The sequence below is a fragment of the Streptomyces caniscabiei genome (assembly GCF_014930365.1).
Taxonomy (GTDB): Bacteria; Actinomycetota; Actinomycetes; order Streptomycetales; family Streptomycetaceae; genus Streptomyces; species Streptomyces caniscabiei.
In genome coordinates, this window is sequence record NZ_JABXWI010000001.1 from 862,546 (window position 1) to 882,682 (window position 20,137).

The 20,137-nt window shown below is 71.4% G+C and carries 16 protein-coding genes and 1 tRNA gene; 8 read left to right on the top strand and 9 right to left on the bottom strand.

From position 1 onward, the window contains the following. Positions 1-9: 9 nt before the first annotated feature. Together cydD and HW837_RS04235 are read left to right on the top strand one after the other, a co-directional pair. A complete protein-coding gene (cydD, locus tag HW837_RS04230; RefSeq protein ID WP_193379350.1) occupies positions 10-3,531 on the top strand; it encodes a thiol reductant ABC exporter subunit CydD in 3,522 nt (1,173 codons plus the stop codon). Between the two features lie 248 nt (positions 3,532-3,779). Continuing rightward, a complete protein-coding gene (locus HW837_RS04235) occupies positions 3,780-4,844 on the top strand; it encodes a peptidoglycan DD-metalloendopeptidase family protein (RefSeq protein ID WP_045558469.1) in 1,065 nt (354 codons plus the stop codon). A gap of 22 nt (positions 4,845-4,866) precedes the next feature. Here HW837_RS04235 and HW837_RS04240 read toward each other — a convergent pair whose 3' ends face one another. From HW837_RS04240 to HW837_RS04260, 5 genes are all read right to left on the bottom strand, one after another. Then, positions 4,867-5,736, bottom strand: a complete 870-nt coding sequence (locus tag HW837_RS04240) for an HAD family hydrolase (RefSeq protein WP_045558809.1) — start codon at positions 5,734-5,736, stop codon at positions 4,867-4,869. A gap of 80 nt (positions 5,737-5,816) precedes the next feature. Beyond that, the gene (locus tag HW837_RS04245; RefSeq protein ID WP_045558468.1) at positions 5,817-6,719 is read right to left on the bottom strand and encodes an LLM class flavin-dependent oxidoreductase; all 903 of its coding nucleotides are present in this window, start codon (positions 6,717-6,719) and stop codon (positions 5,817-5,819) included. Positions 6,720-6,755: 36 nt separating this feature from the next. After that, positions 6,756-7,304 (bottom strand): RNA 2'-phosphotransferase, encoded by a 549-nt coding sequence (locus tag HW837_RS04250; RefSeq protein ID WP_045558467.1) that lies wholly within the window; start codon positions 7,302-7,304, stop codon positions 6,756-6,758. 141 nt (positions 7,305-7,445) lie between these two features. After that, positions 7,446-8,402, bottom strand: a complete 957-nt coding sequence (locus HW837_RS04255; RefSeq protein ID WP_193379349.1) for a MerR family transcriptional regulator — start codon at positions 8,400-8,402, stop codon at positions 7,446-7,448. After that, on the bottom strand, positions 8,399-10,165 hold the full coding sequence (locus HW837_RS04260; protein ID WP_045558465.1) for an SDR family oxidoreductase: 1,767 nt from the start codon (positions 10,163-10,165) through the stop codon (positions 8,399-8,401). Before HW837_RS04260 ends, HW837_RS04255 begins: the two co-directional genes overlap by 4 nt. A 403-nt stretch (positions 10,166-10,568) precedes the next feature. Between HW837_RS04260 and HW837_RS04265 the strand changes: the two genes are divergently transcribed. From HW837_RS04265 to HW837_RS04290, 6 genes are all read left to right on the top strand, one after another. Continuing rightward, on the top strand, positions 10,569-11,558 hold the full coding sequence (locus HW837_RS04265) for an ABC transporter ATP-binding protein (protein WP_045558464.1): 990 nt from the start codon (positions 10,569-10,571) through the stop codon (positions 11,556-11,558). Beyond that, positions 11,548-12,486, top strand: a complete 939-nt coding sequence (locus HW837_RS04270; protein ID WP_045558463.1) for an ABC transporter permease subunit — start codon at positions 11,548-11,550, stop codon at positions 12,484-12,486. Before HW837_RS04265 ends, HW837_RS04270 begins: the two co-directional genes overlap by 11 nt. Further along, on the top strand, positions 12,483-13,394 hold the full coding sequence (locus tag HW837_RS04275; RefSeq protein ID WP_045558462.1) for an ABC transporter ATP-binding protein: 912 nt from the start codon (positions 12,483-12,485) through the stop codon (positions 13,392-13,394). Before HW837_RS04270 ends, HW837_RS04275 begins: the two co-directional genes overlap by 4 nt. A 10-nt stretch (positions 13,395-13,404) precedes the next feature. Beyond that, a complete protein-coding gene (locus HW837_RS04280) occupies positions 13,405-14,124 on the top strand; it encodes an ABC transporter permease (RefSeq protein ID WP_045558461.1) in 720 nt (239 codons plus the stop codon). A 154-nt stretch (positions 14,125-14,278) separates the two neighbouring features. Continuing rightward, a complete protein-coding gene (locus HW837_RS04285) occupies positions 14,279-14,548 on the top strand; it encodes an SGM_3592 family protein (RefSeq protein ID WP_193379348.1) in 270 nt (89 codons plus the stop codon). A 281-nt stretch (positions 14,549-14,829) separates the two neighbouring features. Next, a tRNA-Ser gene (locus HW837_RS04290) sits at positions 14,830-14,913 on the top strand. A 106-nt stretch (positions 14,914-15,019) separates the two neighbouring features. Here the strand turns inward: HW837_RS04290 and HW837_RS04295 are convergent. The 4 genes from HW837_RS04295 to efeB form a co-directional block, all read right to left on the bottom strand. Continuing rightward, a complete protein-coding gene (locus tag HW837_RS04295; protein WP_193379545.1) occupies positions 15,020-15,868 on the bottom strand; it encodes an HAD family hydrolase in 849 nt (282 codons plus the stop codon). Positions 15,869-15,915: 47 nt separating this feature from the next. Further along, positions 15,916-17,193: a serine--tRNA ligase gene (gene serS / locus HW837_RS04300; RefSeq protein WP_045558459.1), complete on the bottom strand. Its 1,278-nt coding sequence runs from the start codon at positions 17,191-17,193 to the stop codon at positions 15,916-15,918. Positions 17,194-17,763: 570 nt separating this feature from the next. Next, positions 17,764-18,699 (bottom strand): prephenate dehydratase, encoded by a 936-nt coding sequence (gene pheA / locus HW837_RS04305; protein ID WP_045558458.1) that lies wholly within the window; start codon positions 18,697-18,699, stop codon positions 17,764-17,766. A gap of 100 nt (positions 18,700-18,799) precedes the next feature. Next, positions 18,800-20,137, bottom strand: coding sequence for an iron uptake transporter deferrochelatase/peroxidase subunit (gene efeB / locus HW837_RS04310; RefSeq protein WP_093790330.1), 1,338 nt, complete (start codon positions 20,135-20,137; stop codon positions 18,800-18,802).

Sequence of the window (20,137 nt, forward strand, 5' to 3'; positions counted from 1 at the left end):
GAGAAGAGGGTGTTTCACGTGAAACCGATCGATCCACGACTGCTGCGGTACGCGCGCGCCACTCGCTTCTTCCTGGTGGTCGTCGTCGGACTGGGTGTCGCGGGAGCCGCGCTCGTCATCGCGCAGGCCATGCTCATCGCCGACGTGGTGGTCGGTGCTTTCCAGCACGGGATGCCGGTCGCCGAACTCCGTACTCCCCTCCTGCTCCTGGTCGCGGTGGCGCTCGGCCGGGCTCTGGTCTCCTGGCTCACCGAGCTGGCCGCGCACCGTGCGAGTGCGGCGGTGAAGTCGGAGCTGCGGGGGCGGCTGCTGGAACGGGCCACCGCCCTGGGGCCCGGCTGGCTGAGTGGGCAGCGCACCGGTTCGCTGGTCGCCCTCGCCACCCGTGGGGTCGACGCGCTCGACGATTACTTCTCGCGCTATCTGCCGCAGTTGGGTCTCGCCGTCGTCGTGCCCGTCGCGGTTCTCGCGCGGATCGTCACCGAGGACTGGGTGTCGGCGGCGATCATCGTCGGCACGTTGCCGCTGATCCCGGTCTTCATGGTGCTCATCGGCTGGGCCACCCGCTCGCAGATGGACCGTCAGTGGCGGCTGCTGTCGCAGCTGTCGGGGCACTTCCTGGATGTCGTCGCCGGTCTGCCGACGCTGAAGGTGTTCGGCCGGGCCAAGGCGCAGGCCGAGTCGATCAAGCGGATCACCGGTGAGTACCGCCAGGCGACCATGCGGACCCTGCGGATCGCCTTCCTGTCGTCCTTCGCGCTGGAACTGCTCGCGACGATCTCGGTCGCGCTGGTCGCGGTCACCATCGGTATGCGGCTCGTGCATGGCGAGATGGACCTGTACATAGGTCTGGTCATCCTCGTCCTGGCTCCCGAGGCGTATCTGCCGGTCCGGCAGGTGGGCGCCCAGTTCCACGCGGCCGCCGAGGGGCTCGCGGCGGCCGAGGAGATCTTCGAGGTCCTGGAGACACCGGTGCCGGCGGCCGGGGCCGGGGAGGTGCCGTTGACGGGCGAGCTGCGCTTCGAGGGGGTGACCGTCCGCTATTCCGGTCGGTCGTACGAAGCCGTCTCGGACGTCTCCTTCACCGTGGCCCCCGGGGAGACGGTGGCTCTCGTCGGGCCGAGCGGCGTGGGCAAGTCGACCCTGCTGAGCGTGCTGTTGGGGTTCACGGAGGTGACGGCCGGTTCGGTGCGGGTCGGGGGAGCCGATCTCTCCTCGCTCGACCTGGACGCGTGGCGATCGCAGGTGGCCTGGGTGCCGCAGCGGCCGCACCTGTATGCCGGGACCATCGCGGAGAACGTACGGCTGGCCCGACCGGACGCGGACGACGCGGCGATACGGCGGGCGCTCGCCGACGCGGGAGCGCTCGATTTCGTGGACGCCCTGCCCGCCGGGGTCGACACGGTCCTCGGTGAGGACGGTGTCGGACTCTCCGCCGGGCAGCGCCAACGCCTCGCCCTCGCCCGGGCGTTCCTCGCCGACCGGCCCGTGCTGCTCCTCGACGAGCCGACGGCCTCGCTGGACGGGGAGACCGAGGCGGAGGTCGTCGAGGCGGTACGGCGGCTGGCGGTTGGCCGGACGGTGCTGTTGGTGGTCCACCGCCCGGCACTGCTCGGGGTGGCGGACCGGGTGGTGCGGCTGGAGGAGGCCACGGGACGCGGGGCGGCGCCGGCCGCCGAGCGCGATCGCACGGTCGCCGCGTCCGCTCGGCCGGAACGGCCCGAGGCGTTGGATGAGGCGTCGGAGCCGATGCCGCCTGCGGAAGACCTGCCACTGGGGCAGAGCGGAGACGTTCTGACCCGGGTCCGCCGGATGGCCGCGCCGCGACGGGGCCGGCTCGCCCTCGCGCTGCTGCTCGGGAGCCTCGCGCTGGGCAGCGCGGTCGGGTTGATGGCGACCTCCGGCTGGCTGATCTCACGGGCCTCGCAGCAGCCTCCGGTGCTGTATCTGATGGTCGCGGTGACGGCGACGAGAGCGTTCGGCATCGGGCGTGCGGTGTTCCGGTACAGCGAGCGGCTGGTGTCGCACGACGCCGTGCTGCGGATGCTGGCCGACACGAGGGTCGCCGTCTATCGGCGACTGGAACGCCTCGCCCCCGCCGGACTGCGGACGATCCGGCGGGGCGACCTGCTCTCCCGGCTGGTCGCCGACGTGGACGCGCTGCAGGACTACTGGGTGCGCTGGCTGCTGCCCGCCGGGGCCGCGATGACCGTCTCCGCCGCCTCCGTCGGGTTCACCGCATGGCTGCTGCCCGAGGCGGGAGCGGTTCTGGCGGCCGGCCTGCTCTCCGCGGGGGCCGGGGTTCCTCTCGTGACCGGTGCCGTGGCCCGGCGAGCCGAGCACCGACTCGCACCGGCGCGTGGCGAGCTGGCCACCCGCGTGGCCGATCTCCTCACCGGCACCGCCGAGTTGGCGGTCGCGGGCGCCCTGCCCGTGCGCAGGGCGGAAGCGCGCCGGGCCGACCAGGACCTCACCCGGATCGCCTCCCGAGCCGCCACGGCCACCGCGCTCGGCGACGGTCTCACCGCGCTCGTCTCCGGGCTCACCGTCGCCGCCACCGCGCTCCTCGGCGCACAGGCGGTCGTCGACGGGCGGCTGAACGGTGTGGCCATGGCCGTCGTCGTGCTCACCCCGCTGGCCGCGTTCGAGGCGGTCCTGGGGATGCCGCTCGCCGTCCAGTTCCGCCAGCGGGTGCGCAGGAGCGCGGAGCGCGTGTACGAGGTGCTCGACGCACCGGACCCCGTACGCGAACCGACGGAGTCGGCCGAGGCGCCGGCGTCGCCGTTCCCGCTGCGGCTCGAAGGGCTCGGCGCTCGGTACGCCGGGCAGGACCGGAACGCGCTCACCGGGCTGGACCTCACCCTCGAAGAGGGCCGCAGGATCGCCGTGGTCGGTGTCTCGGGGGCGGGCAAGACGACGCTCGCGCAGGTACTGCTGCGGTTCCTGGACGTGCGCGAGGGGACCTACACGCTGGGCGGCGTGGACGCGGGCACGCTCGACGGGGACGCCGTACGGCGGCTCGTGGGGCTGTGCGCCCAGGACGCGCACCTCTTCGACAGTTCGGTGCGGGAGAACCTGCTGCTCGCCCGGAAGGGCGCCGGCGAGGCGGAGCTGCGGGACGCGCTCGCGCGGGCACGGCTGCTCGACTGGGCCGACGAACTGCCCGACGGGCTCGACACCCTGATCGGCGAACGCGGGGCGCGGCTCTCCGGCGGCCAGCGTCAGCGGCTCGCTCTCGCCCGCGCGCTGCTGGCCGACTTCCCCGTCCTCGTCCTCGACGAGCCCGCGGAGCACCTGGACCTGCCGACGGCCGACGCGCTCACCGCGGACCTGCTGGCCGCGACCGAGGGCCGTACGACCCTGTTGATCACCCATCGGCTGGCCGGCCTCGACGCGGTGGACGAAGTCGTCGTGCTGGCGGAGGGCCGCGTCGCACAGCGCGGGACCTACGCGGAACTGGCCCTGGTGGACGGCCCCTTGCGGGAGATGCTGGAACGGGAGGCGGCGGGAGAACTGTTGGCCGGCGTCTGACCACCTCGCGGCCGCGCCGAAGCTCCCGTGGCGGTTCCCGACGTTCGGTGCGGTGTCCGGTAGGCCGCTGTGGTCCTGCCGGTCGGGCCCGTTCGATACGGGTCCGACCCGGTTGCAAGCGTCCACGCCGAACGCCCCACCGCACAGACCCTGTTCGGCTCCATTCCTTGGCCCGTCCGGGGCAGAGTGTCCCCCGGCCGTACGACTCGAACAGGACTACGGCGCGGGGCAGGGCCACGATCGCTGCTATGCGCTTCTCTCGCCGACACTCGCTGCTCGTCGCCGTGGTGCTGTGCGCCTCGGCCACCGTCGTGGCCCGGCCGACGGCGGCCGACAGCGATCGTGGCGGGTCATCGGGCGCGCCCGCCGAGGAAGGCATCAGCGCCCAGGTGGCGCGGCTGTTCGAGGAAGCGGCGGTGGCCACGCAGCGGTACGAGGCGGGGCGGCGGGCGGCGGAGGCACAGAAGGCGAGGACGAAGCGGCTGGAGAGGCTGCTCACGCGGGAGCGGAAACAGATCGCCGTGCTCGACGCCGACCTCGGCCGGATCGCGCGCGCCCAGTACCGCGAGGGCGGCGGGGTGCCCTACACCGCGCAGATGCTGTTCGCGGAGAACCCCGAGGAGCTGATGCGAGGTCAGCGGGCGGCCTGGCAGGCCGATCTGGCCGTCAACAACGCCGTGTCCAAGAGCCGTCGCGCGGAGACGCGGCTCGCCGCGGACGAGGCGGAGGCGGCCACGGCGTGGCGGGCGCTGGAGGAGTGGAGGACCGGGCTCTCCGGGATCAAGAAGGCGATCGAGCAGAAGCTCGAAGTGGCGCAGTGGACACTTCAGGGCCAGGCCGACGAAGCGGTCGCGGCCGGATCCTGCCGGGGAGCGGTCCGCCTGGAGCAGCCGGACGGCGAGCCGTCGGGCGCGTGGGTCGCCCCGGTGGCCACGTACGAACTCTCCGCGGGCTACGGTAGCGGCGGTGAGCGCTGGGCCAGTCGGCACACCGGGCAGGACTTCGCGGTGCCGATCGGCACCCCGGTGCGGGCGGTCGGTGCGGGGCGTGTGGTGAAGGTGTCGTGCGGGGGCGCCTTCGGTATCGAGATCGTCGTCGAGCACGCGGACGGCTATTTCACGCAGTACGCGCACCTCGCCGCCGTCACCGTCGACCAGGGGGACCGGGTGCGCCCGGGTCAGTGGATCGGTCAGTCGGGGACCACCGGGAACTCCACCGGACCGCACCTGCACTTCGAGGTACGGGTCACCCCGGAGCTGGGCTCCGGGGTGGACCCCGTCCCGTGGCTGCGGAAGCACGGGGTGACGTTGTAGGCGCGGGCGCCGGAGGTCTCGGCTACAGCCGCTCCGCCAGCAGCTGTTCGATCACGACCGCCACACCGTCGTCGTTGTTGGCCACGGTCCGGCCGGAGGCCGCCGCGAGGACGTCCGGGTGCGCGTTGCCCATGGCGTACGACCGGCCCGCCCAGGTGAGCATCTCGACGTCGTTCGGCATGTCCCCGAAGGCGACGACCTCTTCGTGGGAGATACCGCGCTCGGCGCAGCACAGGGCGAGGGTGCTGGCCTTGGAGACGCCCGGTCCGCTGATCTCCAGCAGGGCGCTGGGGCTGGAGCGGGTGATGGTGGCACGGTCGCCGACGGCGATGCGCGCGGTGGTGAGGAAGTCGTCTGGGTCGATCGTCGGGTGGTACGCGAGGATCTTCAGCACCGGCTCGTGATCGGCCACACCGCCCGGGGCCAGCAGTTTCTCGGCGGGCGCCAGGACGTCGGGGACCTCCATGTGGAGCTTGGGGTAGTCGGGCTCCTGGTTGAAGCCGTACGTCTGCTCGACCGCGTACACCGTGCCCGGGGCGGCCTCGCGCAGCAGCCGCACCGCGTCGAGCGCGTTCTCGCGGGCCAGCTCGCGGACCTTGACGAAGCGGTGGGCGCCGGGGCCGCCGTGCAGGTCCACCACGGCGGCGCCGTTTCCGCAGATCGCCAGGCCGTGACCGTGGACGTGCTCGCTGACGACGTCCATCCAGCGGGCCGGGCGGCCGGTGACGAAGAAGACCTCGACGCCCGCCTCCTCCGCGGCCGCGAGGGCGGCCACGGTGCGGGGGGAGACCGACTTGTCGTCGCGGAGCAGGGTGCCGTCGAGGTCCGTGGCTATGAGCCGGAGCGGGACGGTCGGGGCCGGGGTCTCGGGCTGTCGCGTCGCTGAGGTCACGGAGCCCATTGTCGCGCATATGCGCGCACGGTCGTGCGGGCGCCCGCACAGGTGAGTGAGCGCGGGGCGGTGGGGCGCGCTCACGCCAACTGGGCCGGGGCCTCCATGGCGATCCGCTCGAAGATCTTCTCGTTCGCGGCGAAGTCCGAGTCCGGGATCGGCCAGTGGATCACGAGGTCGGTGATGCCCAGCTCGGCGTGCCGGCCCGCGAAGTCCACGAAGGCGTCGAGCGACTCCAGGGGGCGGCCTCGGTCCGGGGTGAAACCGGTGAGGAGGATCTTGTCGAGCCGGGCCGCGTCGCGGCCGACCGCGGCGGCCGTGTCGGCCAGCTTCTCGACCTGTCCGCGAATGGCGTGGACCGACTGCTCGGGCGTGCCCGTCTCGAACAGCTTGGGGTCGCCGGTGGTCACCCAGGCCTGTCCGTAGCGGGCGGCCAGCCCCATTCCGCGCGGCCCGGTGGCGGCCACCGCGAAGGGCAGCCGGGGCCGCTGGACGCAGCCGGGGATGTTGCGGGCCTCGTGGGCGGAGTAGTGGTCGCCCTCGTACGAGACGGAGTCCTCGGTGAGCAACCGGTCGAGCAGGGGGACGAACTCGGCGAGACGGTCGGCGCGCTCGCGCGGCGTCCACGGTTCCTGGCCCAGCGCGGTGGCGTCGAAGCCGGTGCCGCCCGCACCGATGCCCAGGGTGAGCCGGCCGCCGGAGATGTCGTCGAGGGAGATCAGTTCCTTGGCCAGGGTCACGGGGTGCCGGAAGTTCGGCGAGGTCACGAGCGTGCCCAGGCGGATGTGGTCGGTGACGGCGGCTGCCGCGGTCAGGGTGGGCACGGCGCCGAACCACGGCCCGTCCCGGAAGGTCCGCCACGACAGGTGGTCGTAGGTGAACGCGGTGTGGAACCCGAGCTGCTCGGCCCGCTGCCAGGTGTCACGGCCGCCCTCGTGCCAGCGGAGGTACGGCAGGATCACGGTGCTCAGACGCAGACTCATACCCCGAGCGTAAGGGCACCGGGCGGTTGGTTCCGCTCAGTGCGGCTCCGGGAAGCGCAGGTAACGGGGTGGGACCGCCTCGGTCAGCCACACCCCGTTGTCGCTGACGCGGAAGACGTGGCCGTCGCGGTGCATGGCGCCCGCGTCCACGGACAGCACGACGGGGCGGCCGCGGCGGGCGCCGACGCGGGTGGCGGTCTCCCGGTCGGGTGAGAGGTGCACGTCGTGCCGGTTCATGGCGCGCAGTCCCTCGGCGCGGATCGCGCCCAGGTAGGCGGCCACGGTGCCGTGGTAGAGGTACGGGGGCGGGGTCGCCGGGGGGAGGCCCAGGTCGACCTCGACGGTGTGGCCCTGGTTGGCGCGGATCCGATCGCCGTCGACCGCGAAGCGGCGCTTGTCGTTGGCCTCGACCACATGGTCGAGCTCGGCCCTGGTGATGGGGAAGCCGTGGGCGGCGGCCGCCTCCATGAGCGTGTCGATCCCGACCCAGCCGCCGTCGTCGAGCGTGAGCCCGATCCGCTCCGGCTGATGCCGCAGGTGCTTCGAGAGGTACTTCGACACTCTCACGGTACGTCGTTCGTTCATCTCGCCAGCGTGCCTGGCGAGACCCGCGTCACGCACTTGATTTTGATGCGGATGTTTGATCCACAGCCAAGTGTAGTTATCCACAGGGGAATTGGAGATTCTGTGGACAACGATCCATCGGATTGGGGGTAATTGGTCAATTTATCTTGTTTCCCTCCTATGTGCTGTGAGTGCGTCCAAGGTGCGTGACTGCACCTCGCGTTCGGCTGCCGCCGTGACGAACGCGGCGACCTGATCCGGACCGACCAGGCTTTCCACGGCTCGCATCGTGGACGCCGCGATCAGCACGGAACGTGACTCCTCCCCTGGCCGGGCCCCGGTGTCGGGACCGAGGTGCCGACGCAGCCGGCGGGTGGCCGATCGCCGTAGCGCACGCGCGAGTTCGGCGTCCACCGTCTGCTGGGCCAGCGGCTTCAGTCGCCGTACGAGTGCCGCCGCTTCGACCGCGTCGTCCTCCGTCGGTGACCGGTGCGATCCGGTGTACCGAGCGAACACGTGCTCGGTGGTGAACTCCAGGAAACGAGCGGCGATGTGCTCGACCTGCCCCCTCAACTCCCTCAGGTGCCCCGCGATCACGGACAGCGGGACGCCCGCGGCGTGCAACTCGGCGGCCACACCCAGCTCTTGGGGGCTCGACACGAGGAACAGGTCCTCCTCGTCCGGCACCGGCACCAGCACGCCCAGGTCGACCGCGTCCGCCACGGCCGTCTCGTCGAGGGCGCCGCCGAACCGCTCGACCAACTCGGCCCGCGAGATGCGGACGGCCTCCTCGTCGGTCCATGGCCCCTCCACTTCCGCGGCCAGGCCCAGCACCCCGCCGAGACCGCGGCCCGTGTCCCATGCCTCCAGCAACTCCTTGACGGAGGCGAGGGTGTAGCCGCGGTCGAGGAGGTCGGCGATCTGGCGCAGTCTGGTCAGATGCGCGTCGGAGTACACGTTCGCGCGGCCGCGCCGCTCGGGGCTGGGGAGCAGTCCGCGGCCCTGGTAGGCGCGGATCGTCCGGACCGTGGTGCCGCTGCGGTGCGCCAGGTCGTCGATGCGATACACGGCCCCGGCCGGTGCGTCGGCCCGCTCGTCCTTCTCGGCATCGGGACTCACAGCGGCGGCTCCAGGCGGGCGAGCGCGCGCAGAGCTCGGGGGGTGAACCGGGCCATGAAGCGTCCGCCGCGGGCCTCCGGGGTGACGGGGACGACCGCCTGGTTCCGGACGACCGCGCGCACGACGGCCTCCGCGACCTTCTCCGGCGGGTAGTTCCGCAGGCCGTAGAGCTTCGCGGCCCTGCCCTGCCGGCGCTTCTCCTCGTCGGCGTCGACACCCGCGAAACGCGCGGTCGAGGTGATGTCGGTGTCGACGATGCCGGGACAGATCGCCGACACCCCGATGCCCTGCCCGGACAGCTCCGCGCGCAGGCACTCGCTCAGCATCAGGACCGCCGCCTTGGACGTGCTGTACGCGGGCAGCGACCGGGACGGCAGATAGGCCGCCGCCGAGGCGATGTTGACGATGTGCCCGCCCTGGCCGCGCTCGGTCATCTGTCTGCCGAAGAGCCGGCAGCCGTGGATCACGCCCCACAGATTGACGTCGAGGACCTTGCGCCAGTCCTCGACGGTGGTGTCCAGGAAGCGTCCGGAGAGTCCGATCCCGGCGTTGTTCACCAGCACGTCGACCACGCCGTACTCGGTGGCGACCTTCTCGGCGAGCTTCTCCATGGCCTGCTCGTCCGAGACGTCGGCCCGCTCCGCCCAGGCCGCGGGCGCGCCGGCCAGCCGGGACAACTCGGCGGTGCGAGCCGCTCCCTCGGCGTCCAGGTCGACGGCGACGACGCGTGCCCCCGCCTCGGCGAACGTGAGGGCCGTGGCCTTGCCGATGCCGCTGGCCGCGCCGGTGACCAGCACCAACTGCCCGCCGAATCGTTCCGTGTGCTTCCCGGTGGCCCTCGGCGCCGGGCGTCCTGCCTCGGTCGCCATGACGAACTCGCCGATCCAGGCGGTCAGCTGATCGGGCCGCGTGCGCGGGATCCAGTGCTTGGTGGGCAGAGTACGGCGGGTGAGCCGCGGAACCCATGACTCCAGGTCGTCGTAGAGCCGCTCGGAGAGGAACTGGTCGCCCAGGGGCGTGATGAGCTGCACGGGCACATGGGCGTGCGCGTCGTCCCGGGGGTCGGCCAGACGCGTGCGCATGTTGTCCCGGTACAGCCAGGCGCCGTGCGCGGCGTCGGTGGGCAACGACGCGCTCGGGTAGTCGCCGTGGGGCAGCTTCTCGGCTCTTCGGACCAGGCCGGGCCACCACCTGCCGAGGGGGCCGCGCCAGGCGAGCTCGGGCAGCACGGGGGTGTGCAGCACGTAGATGTACCAGGATCTGGCGCCCTGGCCCAGGAGTTGGCCGATCCGGCGCGGGGTGGGGCGCCTCACCCGCCGCTTGATCCAGTGCCCCATGTGGTCGAGGGAGGGGCCGGACATCGACGTGAAGGACGCTATGCGCCCCTCGGTGCGTCGGACCGTCGCGAACTCCCAGCCCTGGACCGACCCCCAGTCGTGTCCCACCAGGTGCACGGGGCGGTCCGGGCTGACGGCGTCCACGACCGCCAGGAAGTCGTCCGTCAGCTTCTCCAGCGTGAAGCCGCCGCGCAGCGGCTTCGGCGCGGTGGAACGGCCGTGGCCGCGCACGTCGTACAGCACCACATGGAAGCGCTCCGCGAGCCGTACGGCGACCTCGGACCAGACCTCCTTGGAGTCGGGATAGCCGTGCACGAGCAGCACGGTCGGCCGCTCGGGATCGCCGAGTTCGGCGACGCTCAACTCGACTCCGTCCGCGCGCACCCTGCGCTCCCGCGCACCGTCGAGCGTCGCCGCACTCGTCATGTCTCCCCCTCGGCCCTCGGCAGTCACCGCTCCACCCGCTCCCGTCGACCACGGTCCGTGTTCGGAATGTGACGTAAATGAATGTGCCAGTGATTGATGGCTGCGTCAACGGGGTGCGCCACGGCTGTGGAAAACCGGCCGGCGGCGCAGGTCGGCGCGTCGAGAAGGCCGGGGGTGAGGGAAGAAGCGGACACGGGCACGAAACCGCGACGCCGGTCGTTACCCCTCAGGACGGCCGACCGCGCACGCTCCGGCTCCGTCCGGGTGTTCGACCTCAGGGTGACCCCTAAGGGGACCGGCGGTGGATACCCCCTAGGAGCCCGTACGACTCGAGGGTGAGGGCAGACCGCCCTGCGGGGTGACGACCGCGGCGGCCCGCGCCCCTAATGTCTAAATCGTGACTGTGATCGCGACCGAAAGCCTGAGCAAGCGGTTCCCGAGGGTGACCGCTCTTGACCGGCTCTCCGTGGACATCGGACCCGGTGTGACCGGACTCGTCGGTGCCAATGGCGCCGGCAAGTCCACACTGATCAAAATCCTGCTGGGTCTGTCCCCCGCCTCGGAGGGCCGGGCCGAGGTGCTCGGCCTCGACGTCGCCACCAAGGGCGGCGCCATCCGCGAGCGCGTGGGGTACATGCCGGAGCACGACTGCCTACCGCCCGACGTCTCGGCCACCGAGTTCGTCGTGCACATGGCCCGCATGTCCGGACTCCCGCCGACCGCCGCCCGCGAGCGCACCGCGGACACCCTGCGCCACGTCGGTCTGTACGAGGAGCGGTACCGCCCCATAGGCGGCTACTCCACCGGCATGAAGCAGCGGGTGAAGCTCGCCCAGGCCCTGGTGCACGATCCGCAGCTGGTCTTCCTGGACGAGCCGACCAACGGCCTCGACCCGGTCGGCCGCGACGAGATGCTCGGCCTCATCCGCCGCATCCACACGGACTTCGGCATCTCCGTCCTCGTCACCTCCCATCTGCTCGGTGAGCTGGAGCGCACCTGCGACCACGTGGTCGTGGTCGACGGCGGCAAGCTCCTGCGGTCCAGCTCCACCAGGGACTTCACCCAGAGCACGGCGACCCTCGCGATCGAGGTCACCGACAGCGACGAGCACCCGGACGGCACCGGCGCCCTGCGGAAGGCCCTGCACGCGCGCGGAGTCACCGTCTCCGACGGCAGCGGCCTCCCGGGCGCCGGGCACATCCTGCTGCTCACCGCCCAGGGCGAGGAGACCTACGACCTGATCCGCGACGTCGTCGCCGACCTGGGCCTCGGCCTGGTCCGCATGGAACAGCGCAGGCACCAGATCGCGGAGGTCTTCCAGGACAACGACGAGCAGCAGGGCACCCGTAGCGCCCAGGACGCAGGAAAGGAGGCGGTCGGCCATGGCGGTTGAGCAGCACGGTGCACCGGCACCGTCCCTCGACGGCGGACAGCCCGCCCGCACGGGCGAGCAGAGCCGTATCCACAACATCGGCTACCGCTCCTACGACGGCCCCCGCCTCGGCCGCGCCTACGCCCGGCGCTCGCTGTACTCGCAGTCCCTGCGCGGCGCGTACGGACTGGGCCGCTCGGCCAAGTCCAAGGTGCTGCCCATGCTGCTGTTCGCGGTGATGTGCGTGCCGGCGGCCATCATGGTGGCGGTCTCGGTGGCCACCCAGGCCAACGACCTGCCCGTCAAGTACACCGACTACGCGGTCATCATGCAGGCCGTCATCGGCCTGTACGTCGCCTCCCAGGCACCGCAGTCCGTCTCGCGCGACCTGCGCTTCAAGACCGTCCCGCTGTACTTCTCGCGCCCGATCGAGACCGCCGACTACGTCCGCGCGAAGTTCGCGGCGCTGACCTCGGCGCTTTTCATCCTCACCGCGGTGCCCCTGCTCGTGCTCTACGTCGGCGCGCTGCTGGCCAAGCTCGACTTCACCGACCAGACCAAGGGACTGGCACAGGGACTGGTGTCCGTGGCGTTGCTGTCGCTCCTCTTCGCCGGCATCGGCCTGGTGATCTCGGCGGTCACCCCGCGGCGGGGCTTCGGCATCGCGGCCGTCATCGCCGTCCTGACGATCTCCTACGGCGCGGTGTCCGTCGTCCAGGCCATCGCGACCGAGCAGAACAGCTCGGACGTCGTCCCCTGGCTCGGCTTCTTCTCGCCCATCACGCTCATCGACGGCGTACAGACGGCCTTCCTGGGCGCCACCTCCGCCTTCCCCGGCGGGCACGGTCCCTCCGACGGGCAGGGCGCCCTCTACGTCCTCGTCGTCCTCGGTCTCATCGCCGGCTCCTACGGCCTGCTGATGCGCCGCTACCGAAAGGTCGGGCTGTGACCACGCTCAACATCGACCACGTCTCACGCTGGTTCGGCAACGTGGTGGCGGTCAACGACGTCACGATGACGATCGGCCCCGGTGTCACCGGCCTGCTCGGCCCGAACGGCGCCGGCAAGTCCACCCTGATCAACATGATGGGCGGCTTCCTCGCCCCGTCCACGGGCTCCGTCACCCTCGACGGGACCCCGGTGTGGCGCAACGAGCAGATCTACAAGCACATCGGCATCGTTCCCGAGCGCGAGGCGATGTACGACTTCCTCACCGGTCGTGAATTCGTCGTCGCCAACGCCGAGTTGCACGGCCTCGGCGCGGCGGCCGCCCAGCGCGCGCTGGCCACGGTCGAGATGGAGTACGCGCAGGACCGCAAGATCTCGACGTACTCCAAGGGCATGCGCCAGCGCGTGAAGATGGCGTCGGCGCTGGTCCACGAACCGTCGCTGCTCCTGCTGGACGAGCCGTTCAACGGCATGGACCCGCGCCAGCGCATGCAGCTGATGGACCTGCTGCGGCGGATGGGCGACGAGGGCCGCACGGTGCTCTTCTCGTCCCACATCCTCGAAGAGGTCGAGCAGTTGGCGGCCCACATCGAGGTGATCGTCGCCGGACGGCACGCGGCGAGCGGCGACTTCCGGCGCATCCGCCGGCTGATGACCGACCGCCCCCACCGCTATCTGGTGCGTTCCAGCGACGACCGGGCCCTGGCCGCCGCGCTGATCGCCGACCCGTCGACCGCCGGGATCGAGGTGGACCTGGCCGAGGGCGCGTTGCGCATCCAGGCCGTCGACTTCGGCCGGTTCACGGCACTGCTGCCGAGGGTCGCCCGGGACCACGGCATCCGTCTGCTCACGGTCTCACCGTCGGACGAGTCCCTCGAGTCCGTCTTCTCGTATCTCGTCGCGGCGTAGGAGGCCGAACATGTACGACCCCACAGTCGCCCGGCTCACCTACCGGGCCCTGCTCGGCCGCCGTCGGGCCCTCATCCTCAGCGCGCTGCCCGCCCTGTTGATCGTGCTCTCCGTGGCCGTGCGCGCCCTGAGCGGCGCCGACGACCAGGTGGCCGCCGATCTCCTGGGCGGGTTCGCGCTCGCCACGATGGTGCCGATCATCGGTGTCATCGCCGGAACGGGCGCCATCGGGCCGGAGATCGACGACGGCTCGGTGGTGTATCTGCTGGCCAAGCCGGTGAAGCGGCCGACCATCATCTTCACCAAGCTGATCGTGGCGATCGCGGTGACCATGGCGTTCTCGGCGGTGCCGACGCTGATCGCGGGACTCATCCTGAACGGCAACGGGCAGCAGATCGCCGTCGCCTACACGGTGGCGGCGCTGGTCGCCTCGATCGCGTACGCCGCGATGTTCCTGCTCCTCGGGACGGTCACCCGGCACGCGGTCGTCTTCGGCCTCGTGTACGCGCTGGTCTGGGAGACCCTCTTCGGCTCTCTGGTGGACGGGGCCCGCACCCTGAGTGTCCAGCAGTGGGCGCTCGCCGTGGCCCAGAAGGTCACCGACGGCGGTCTGGTGACCTCCGACGTGGGGCTGCCGACCGCGGTGATCCTGTTGACGGTCGTCACGGCGGGCGCGACCTGGTACGCCGGGCAGAAGCTGCGGACGCTGAAGCTCGCCGGCGAGGAGTGACACGGCCTCCGGGGCGATCCGCCCCGGAGGTCTCCTCCTTCGGTCCTGCTTCGGTCTTGACGAAGGCTTCACGCACGTCCGGGCAGACTGAGCGGGACGGACAGCCGGGGCATACGCGGCCAGGACGGGCGGCCGGAGGGCGGGAGGAACGGGGATGACAGCGGAAGGTCGGTCGGACGGCCGGTCGGAGGGGCGGTCCGACGGCGGCGAGTCGCGGGGCGCGGGTGAGGACGTCTGGGACGACCTCGTGCTGGACGAGGACTTCATATCGTCCGCCGAGGCGGCGGAACCCTCGGCACGGGCCCGGATGTTGGCGGCGCGGTGGCGGCAGGAGGCCCCGGATCCCCAGCCCTGGCGCTCGGACGAGCCGCCTGCCGGATGGTTCTTCAGCAAGGCGCGACGCCGCAAGTGGCGCCGCCGGTGACCGTTCGGCGTGGCCGAGGGCCGGGCGGCCGATATTCGGTGGCGGACAACTCGGCTGCCGGGCACAGTGGTTGATGTCCAGGTCGCCGGATCGAGCCGGCGCCACGTTCTGGGAGAGGAGCCCGGCGATGCTGTCCTTCAGGCGCAGTACGTCGAGTTCCCGGCGGGGCAGCCCACGGCGGGCTCCGGAGTAGTTACCCCTCCGTCGAGTCCGTTCCCAGTGGGAGTTGCCCGGGGCGGCCGCTTCGAGCGCGCGAATCGCTTCGCGTGGGCCGCCCACCCGGAGGATTGGCCGAGTGGTAAGGCACCGGCTTGCTAAGCCGTGGTCGGGTTCTGCCCGCGCACGTTCGATCCGTGCATCCTCCGCCGTCGCGCTGTCGCTGTCGCTGTGACCTGGCCGGGTCGTCGCGCTGCCGCCCCCCTGCCGCAGGCCCTCGCCGCTCTGTCGTGGCGGGGGCCTTTGGCGTCGTTCTCAGGGGAGCAGGGGTTCCAGGACCTCGGCGATGCCGTCGTCCTCGTTGGACGAGGTCACCTCGTCGGCGACGGCCTTGAGGTCGGAGTGGGCGTTGGCCATGGCAACGCCATGGGTGGCCCAGGTGAACATGGGGATGTCGTTGGGCATGTCCCCGAAGGCGATGGTGTCCGTGCGCTTCGCGCCGAGGCGGCGCGCGGCGAGGGAGAGACCGGTGGCCTTGGTCAGGCCCAGGGGGAGCAGTTCGACGATGCCCTCACCGGCCATGGCAACCGTGACGAAGCCCCCGGCGGCCTGACGGGAGGCCTCCGTGAGTTCGTCGGAGGTCAGGGTGGGGTGCTGTATGTAGATCTTGTTCAGCGGGGCCGCCCACAGGTCGGCCACGTCCGTGAGCGGGGTCGTGGGGAGCGAGCCGTGCAGGGCGTACCCGGTGCCGACCAGGATCTCCCCGTCCAGGCCCGCGCGGCTGGCGGCCAGGTGCAGGGGGCCGACCTCCGCCTCGATCTTGGCGAGGGCGACCGCGGCGAGCTGCCGGTCCAGGGTGACGGCCGTGAGCAGGCGGTGCTCCCCGGCGTCGTAGACCTGCGCGCCCTGGCCGCAGACGGCCAGGCCCCGGTAGCCGAGGTCGTCGAGGATGTGACGGGTCCAGGGGACCGCCCGGCCGGTGACGACGATGTGGGCGGCGCCCGCCGCGGTGGCCGCGGCGAGCGCTTCACGGGTGCGCCGGGAGACCGACTCGTCGGAGCGGAGAAGCGTTCCGTCGAGGTCGGTCGCGATCAGCTTGTAGGGGAAGCCCGGGGGCGTCGCGGACGATTCGGAGACCCCGGACGCCCCGGGCGCCTCGGACATCGTGGTCTTGCCGGAGTCCGTGGAGCCCTCGGTGGCTGCCGCGTCGCTCACTTGGCTACCGGCTCCAGCACCTCGCGGCCGCCCAGGTAGGGGCGCAGGACCTCGGGGACGCGGACCGAACCGTCGGCCTGCTGGTGGTTCTCCAGGATCGCCACGATGGTGCGGGGGACGGCGCAGAGCGTGCCGTTGAGCGTGGCCAGCGGCTTGACCTGCTTGCCGTCACGGAAGCGGATCTGCAGGCGGCGCGACTGGTACTCCGTGCAGTCGGACGTCGAGGTCAGCTCGCGGTACTTGCCCTGGGTCGGGATCCACGCCTCGCAGTCGAACTTGCGCGAGGCCGAGGAGCCGAGGTCGGCGGAGGCGACGTCGATGACACGGAAGGGCAGTTCGAGCGAGGTCAGCCACTGCTTCTCCCAGTCCAGCAGCCGCTGGTGCTCCGCCTGGGAGTCCTCCGGCGCGACGTACGAGAACATCTCGACCTTGTCGAACTGGTGGACGCGGAAGATGCCGCGGGTGTCCTTGCCGTGCGAACCGGCCTCGCGGCGGAAGCAGGGGGAGAAGCCGGCGTAGCGCAGGGGGAGGCGGTCGGCGTCGATGATCTCGTCCATGTGGTACGCCGCGAGCGCGACCTCGGAGGTGCCGACCAGGTACAGGTCGTCCTTGTCGAGGTGGTAGACGTCCTGGGCGGCCTGGCCGAGGAAGCCGGTGCCGGCCATCGACTGCGGGCGGACCAGCGCCGGGGTCAGCATCGGGGTGAAGCCGGCCGCGGTGGCCTGGGCGATCGCCGCGTTGACCAGGGCGAGTTCGAGGAGGGCGCCGATGCCCGTCAGGAAGTAGAAGCGCGAGCCGGAGACCTTGGCGCCGCGCTCGGTGTCGATGGCGCCGAGGATCGTGCCGAGTTCCAGGTGGTCCTTGGGCTCGAAGCCCTCGGCCGCGAAGTCACGGATGTCGCCGTGCGTCTCCAGCGTGACGAAGTCCTCCTCGCCGCCGACGGGCACGTCGGGGTGGACGAGGTTGCCGAGCTGGAGGAGGAGCTCCTGGGTCTCGCTGTCGGCCGCGTCGCGTTCGGCGTCGGCGGCCCTGACGTCGGCCTTGAGCTGTTCCGCGCGCTTGAGCAGCTCGGCCTTCTCGTCGGCGGAGGCCTTGGGGATCAGCTTGCCGAGCGACTTCTGCTCGGCGCGGAGTTCGTCGAAGCGGACGCCGGACGACCTGCGCCGCTCGTCGGCGGACAGGAGGGAGTCGACGAGCGCGACGTCCTCTCCACGGGCGCGCTGGGACGCGCGCACACGGTCGGGGTCCTCACGGAGCAGGCGAAGGTCAATCACCCCTCAAGGCTACCGGTGCGTGGTTCCGGCCCACGACTTGAATTCGCGGTACGCCCTTCATGTGGGTCTTTGGCCGGAATGTCGATCACCTCGGCATGTCCAGGCGGGTGCCGGTGAAAGTCAATGGCGGCAAGGGCAGCCCCCTGAACGGGGGCGGTGGTGTGGCGCCTGGTTGACTCGACTCCCTTGTGCGGCAAGGGACTTGGGGGTCGGTCATCCACAGGAATCCAGGGTGCCGCAGAGTTATCCACAGGCTGTGCGAAAAATCTGTGGATGACGGGGAGGGCCGCCGGGGGAAACGGGTTCCGTCCTGAGGATTCCCGACCCAAACCGCCTTCACGCCCACGTTCGAGTGGATTCGCGGGGGAATGGGTCGCTCTAAAGGATTGACGTGAGGAAACACGTGGACGAAGGGTGACCTACGGAGTTGTGGACACAGTGGGGCCCGCGAAGGGGATTTGTCGACCGAGTGGGGCTGCGTTGTCGACTTGTCCCCAGGTCGAGAAGGTTCCCTGTGGATAACTTCTGTGGACAAAGAAAATAAGCAGGTAGCACCAGCGGTGGGCCGGATCAGAACCGGCCGTCCTGGCAGCGCGCCACCCAGTCCGCCGCGGCCACGAACTCGGCGTCGGAGGTGCCCGGCAGCATGGGCCGCACCTTCGCGGTGGCGGCGTCCGCACGCGGGTACGAACCGAGGAAGCGGACCTGGAGACAGATTCGCTTGAGGCCCATCAGCGCCTCAGCGACCCGCCGGTCGGAGATATGGCCCTCGGCGTCGATGGCGAAGCAGTAGTTGCCGATGCCCTCGCCGGTCGGGCGGGACTGCAGGAGCATCAGGTTGACGCCGCGTACGGCGAACTCGCCGAGCAGGTCGCGCAGCCCACCGGGATGGTCGTCGCGCTGCCAGATGACGACGGAGGTCTTGTCGGAGCCGGTCGGGGCGGCGGGCCGGGCGGGACGGCCGACCAGGACGAACCGGGTCTGGGCGTTCTCCGCGTCGTGGATCTCGGTCTCCAGGGCCTCCAGGCCGTACCGCGCGGCCGCGAACTCGCCCGCGAAGGCGGCGTCGTAACGGCCCTCCTGGACGAGACGGGCGCCGTCCGCGTTCGAGGCGGCGGACTCCCAGACGACGTCCGGCGGGAGGTTGGCCTTCATCCAGTTACGGACCTGCGGCTGTGCGGCCGGGTGGGCGGTGACCGTCTTGATGTCCGAGAGCTGGGTGCCCGGCCGGACCAGGAGCGCGAAGGTGATCGAGAGCAGCACCTCGCGGTAGATCATCAGCGGGGCGCCGGCGACCAGCTCGTCGAGCGTGGTCGTGATGCCACCCTCCACGGAGTTCTCGATCGGGACGAACGCGGCCTCGGCCTCGCCGTTGCGGACGGCGTCGAGTGCGGCGGGCACGGACACCATCGGGACGAGTTCGCGGGTCGCGGACTCCGGCAGCGTGCGCAGGGCGACCTCGGTGAAGGTGCCCTCGGGGCCGAGGTACACGTAGCTGGCTGGCATGGACTCACCCTAATGGGCGCCGGTCCGGCCGTACGACCCTCGCACCCGGCCGTACGACCCCCGGCCGGGTGGCAGGGCCCTCGGCCGGGTGGTGCGGCCCTCAGCTCTCCAGCAGCCCCTGTCCCACGTACTCCCCCTCCGCCGCGCCGCCCGGCACCGCGAAGAGGCCGCTCGACTCGTGGCGGATGAACTTCGACAGCGCGTCGCCGCGGTCGAGTTTGCGTTGCACGGTGACGAAGCCGCGCAGGGGGTCGGCCTGCCAGCAGACGAAGAGGAGACCGGCGTCGGGGACGCCCTTCGCGTCGATGCCGTCGTGGAAGGAGAACGGGCGGCGGAGCATGGCCGCGCCGCCGTTCTGGTCGGGGCGGGTGATACGGGCGTGCGCGTTGATCGGGACGAGCAGATTGCCCTGGGCGTCCGTCTTCTCCAGATCCATCGCGGTCGTCTCCTTCGCCTCGGAGCCCCCGCTCAGCGGCGCGCCGTCGGACTTTCGGCGTCCGATGACGTCCTCCTGCTCCTTGACCGAGAGCTGCTCCCAGTCGTCGAGGAGCATGCGGATACGGCGTACGACGGCGTAGGAGCCGTTCGCCATCCACGCGGGGTCGCCGGAGGTGCTCGGGGAGGCGGACGCGGGGACGAAGATCCGCTCGTCGAAGTCCGGCTCGGCCGGCTTGGGGTTGCGGGTGCCGTCGACCTGCCCCATCAGATTGCGCGCGGTCATGGGGTGGGCCGTGGCGCCCGGCGAGCGGTTGAAGCCGTTCATCTGCCACCGCACCCGGGCCGCGTCGCCCGCGTCCTTCTGGATCGCGCGTAGGGCGTGGAAGGCGACGAGCGCGTCGTCCGCCCCGATCTGCACCCACAGATCGCCGTTGCTGCGCGCCTTGTCGATCTGGTCCGAGGAGAAGTCGGGCAGCGGGTCCAGGGATTCCGGGCGCTGCTTCTCCAGACCGGTACGGGCGAAGAAGCTGCGGCCGAAACCGAAGGTGACCGTCAACGACGAGGGTCCCGCGTCGAGGGCGATGCCGGTGTCGTCCTGAGCCGCGGCCTCGCCCGCCATCAGCCGTCGGGCCGTGTCGGACCAGCGGCGCAGCAGAGCGGCCGCCTCCTTGCGCCCCGCCCCGGCGGCCAGGTCGAAGGCGACGAGATGGCCACGGGCCTGGAGCGGCGTGGTGATCCCCGGCTGATGTTTCACGTGAAACATCACCTCCCCCGCGCCGAGGGAGGTGAGGGGGGTGACCTTCTCGGGGGAGGACGAGGAGGTCGAGCCGGCCGCATAGCCCGCGGCGCCGCCCACCGCGCCCAGCGCGAGGCCGGTCGCGCCGGCCGTGCCGAGCAGACGGCGCCGGGAGAGGTGCCCGTTCGCGAGTCTCCCGGGGGCCGCCTCTTCGTCTCGCGTCACCGCGGCGGAGCCGTCTTCGACGAGGTTCTGGTCTGCCAT

What these genes read in the sequence shown, in the direction of transcription:
- HW837_RS04270 (WP_045558463.1), top strand. Translation starts at nt 11,548, where the DNA reads ATGGCGGTTGAGCAGCACGGTGCACCGGCACCGTCCCTCGACGGCGGA.
- HW837_RS04295 (WP_193379545.1), bottom strand. Translation starts at nt 15,868, where the DNA reads ATGTCCGAGGCGCCCGGGGCGTCCGGGGTCTCCGAATCGTCCGCGACG.
- HW837_RS04250 (WP_045558467.1), bottom strand. Translation starts at nt 7,304, where the DNA reads ATGAACGAACGACGTACCGTGAGAGTGTCGAAGTACCTCTCGAAGCAC.
- HW837_RS04260 (WP_045558465.1), bottom strand. Translation starts at nt 10,165, where the DNA reads ATGACGAGTGCGGCGACGCTCGACGGTGCGCGGGAGCGCAGGGTGCGC.
- HW837_RS04280 (WP_045558461.1), top strand. Translation starts at nt 13,405, where the DNA reads ATGTACGACCCCACAGTCGCCCGGCTCACCTACCGGGCCCTGCTCGGC.
- pheA (WP_045558458.1), bottom strand. Translation starts at nt 18,699, where the DNA reads ATGCCAGCCAGCTACGTGTACCTCGGCCCCGAGGGCACCTTCACCGAG.
- HW837_RS04235 (WP_045558469.1), top strand. Translation starts at nt 3,780, where the DNA reads ATGCGCTTCTCTCGCCGACACTCGCTGCTCGTCGCCGTGGTGCTGTGC.
- HW837_RS04245 (WP_045558468.1), bottom strand. Translation starts at nt 6,719, where the DNA reads ATGAGTCTGCGTCTGAGCACCGTGATCCTGCCGTACCTCCGCTGGCAC.
- efeB (WP_093790330.1), bottom strand. Translation starts at nt 20,137, where the DNA reads ATGGCAGACCAGAACCTCGTCGAAGACGGCTCCGCCGCGGTGACGCGA.
- HW837_RS04285 (WP_193379348.1), top strand. Translation starts at nt 14,279, where the DNA reads ATGACAGCGGAAGGTCGGTCGGACGGCCGGTCGGAGGGGCGGTCCGAC.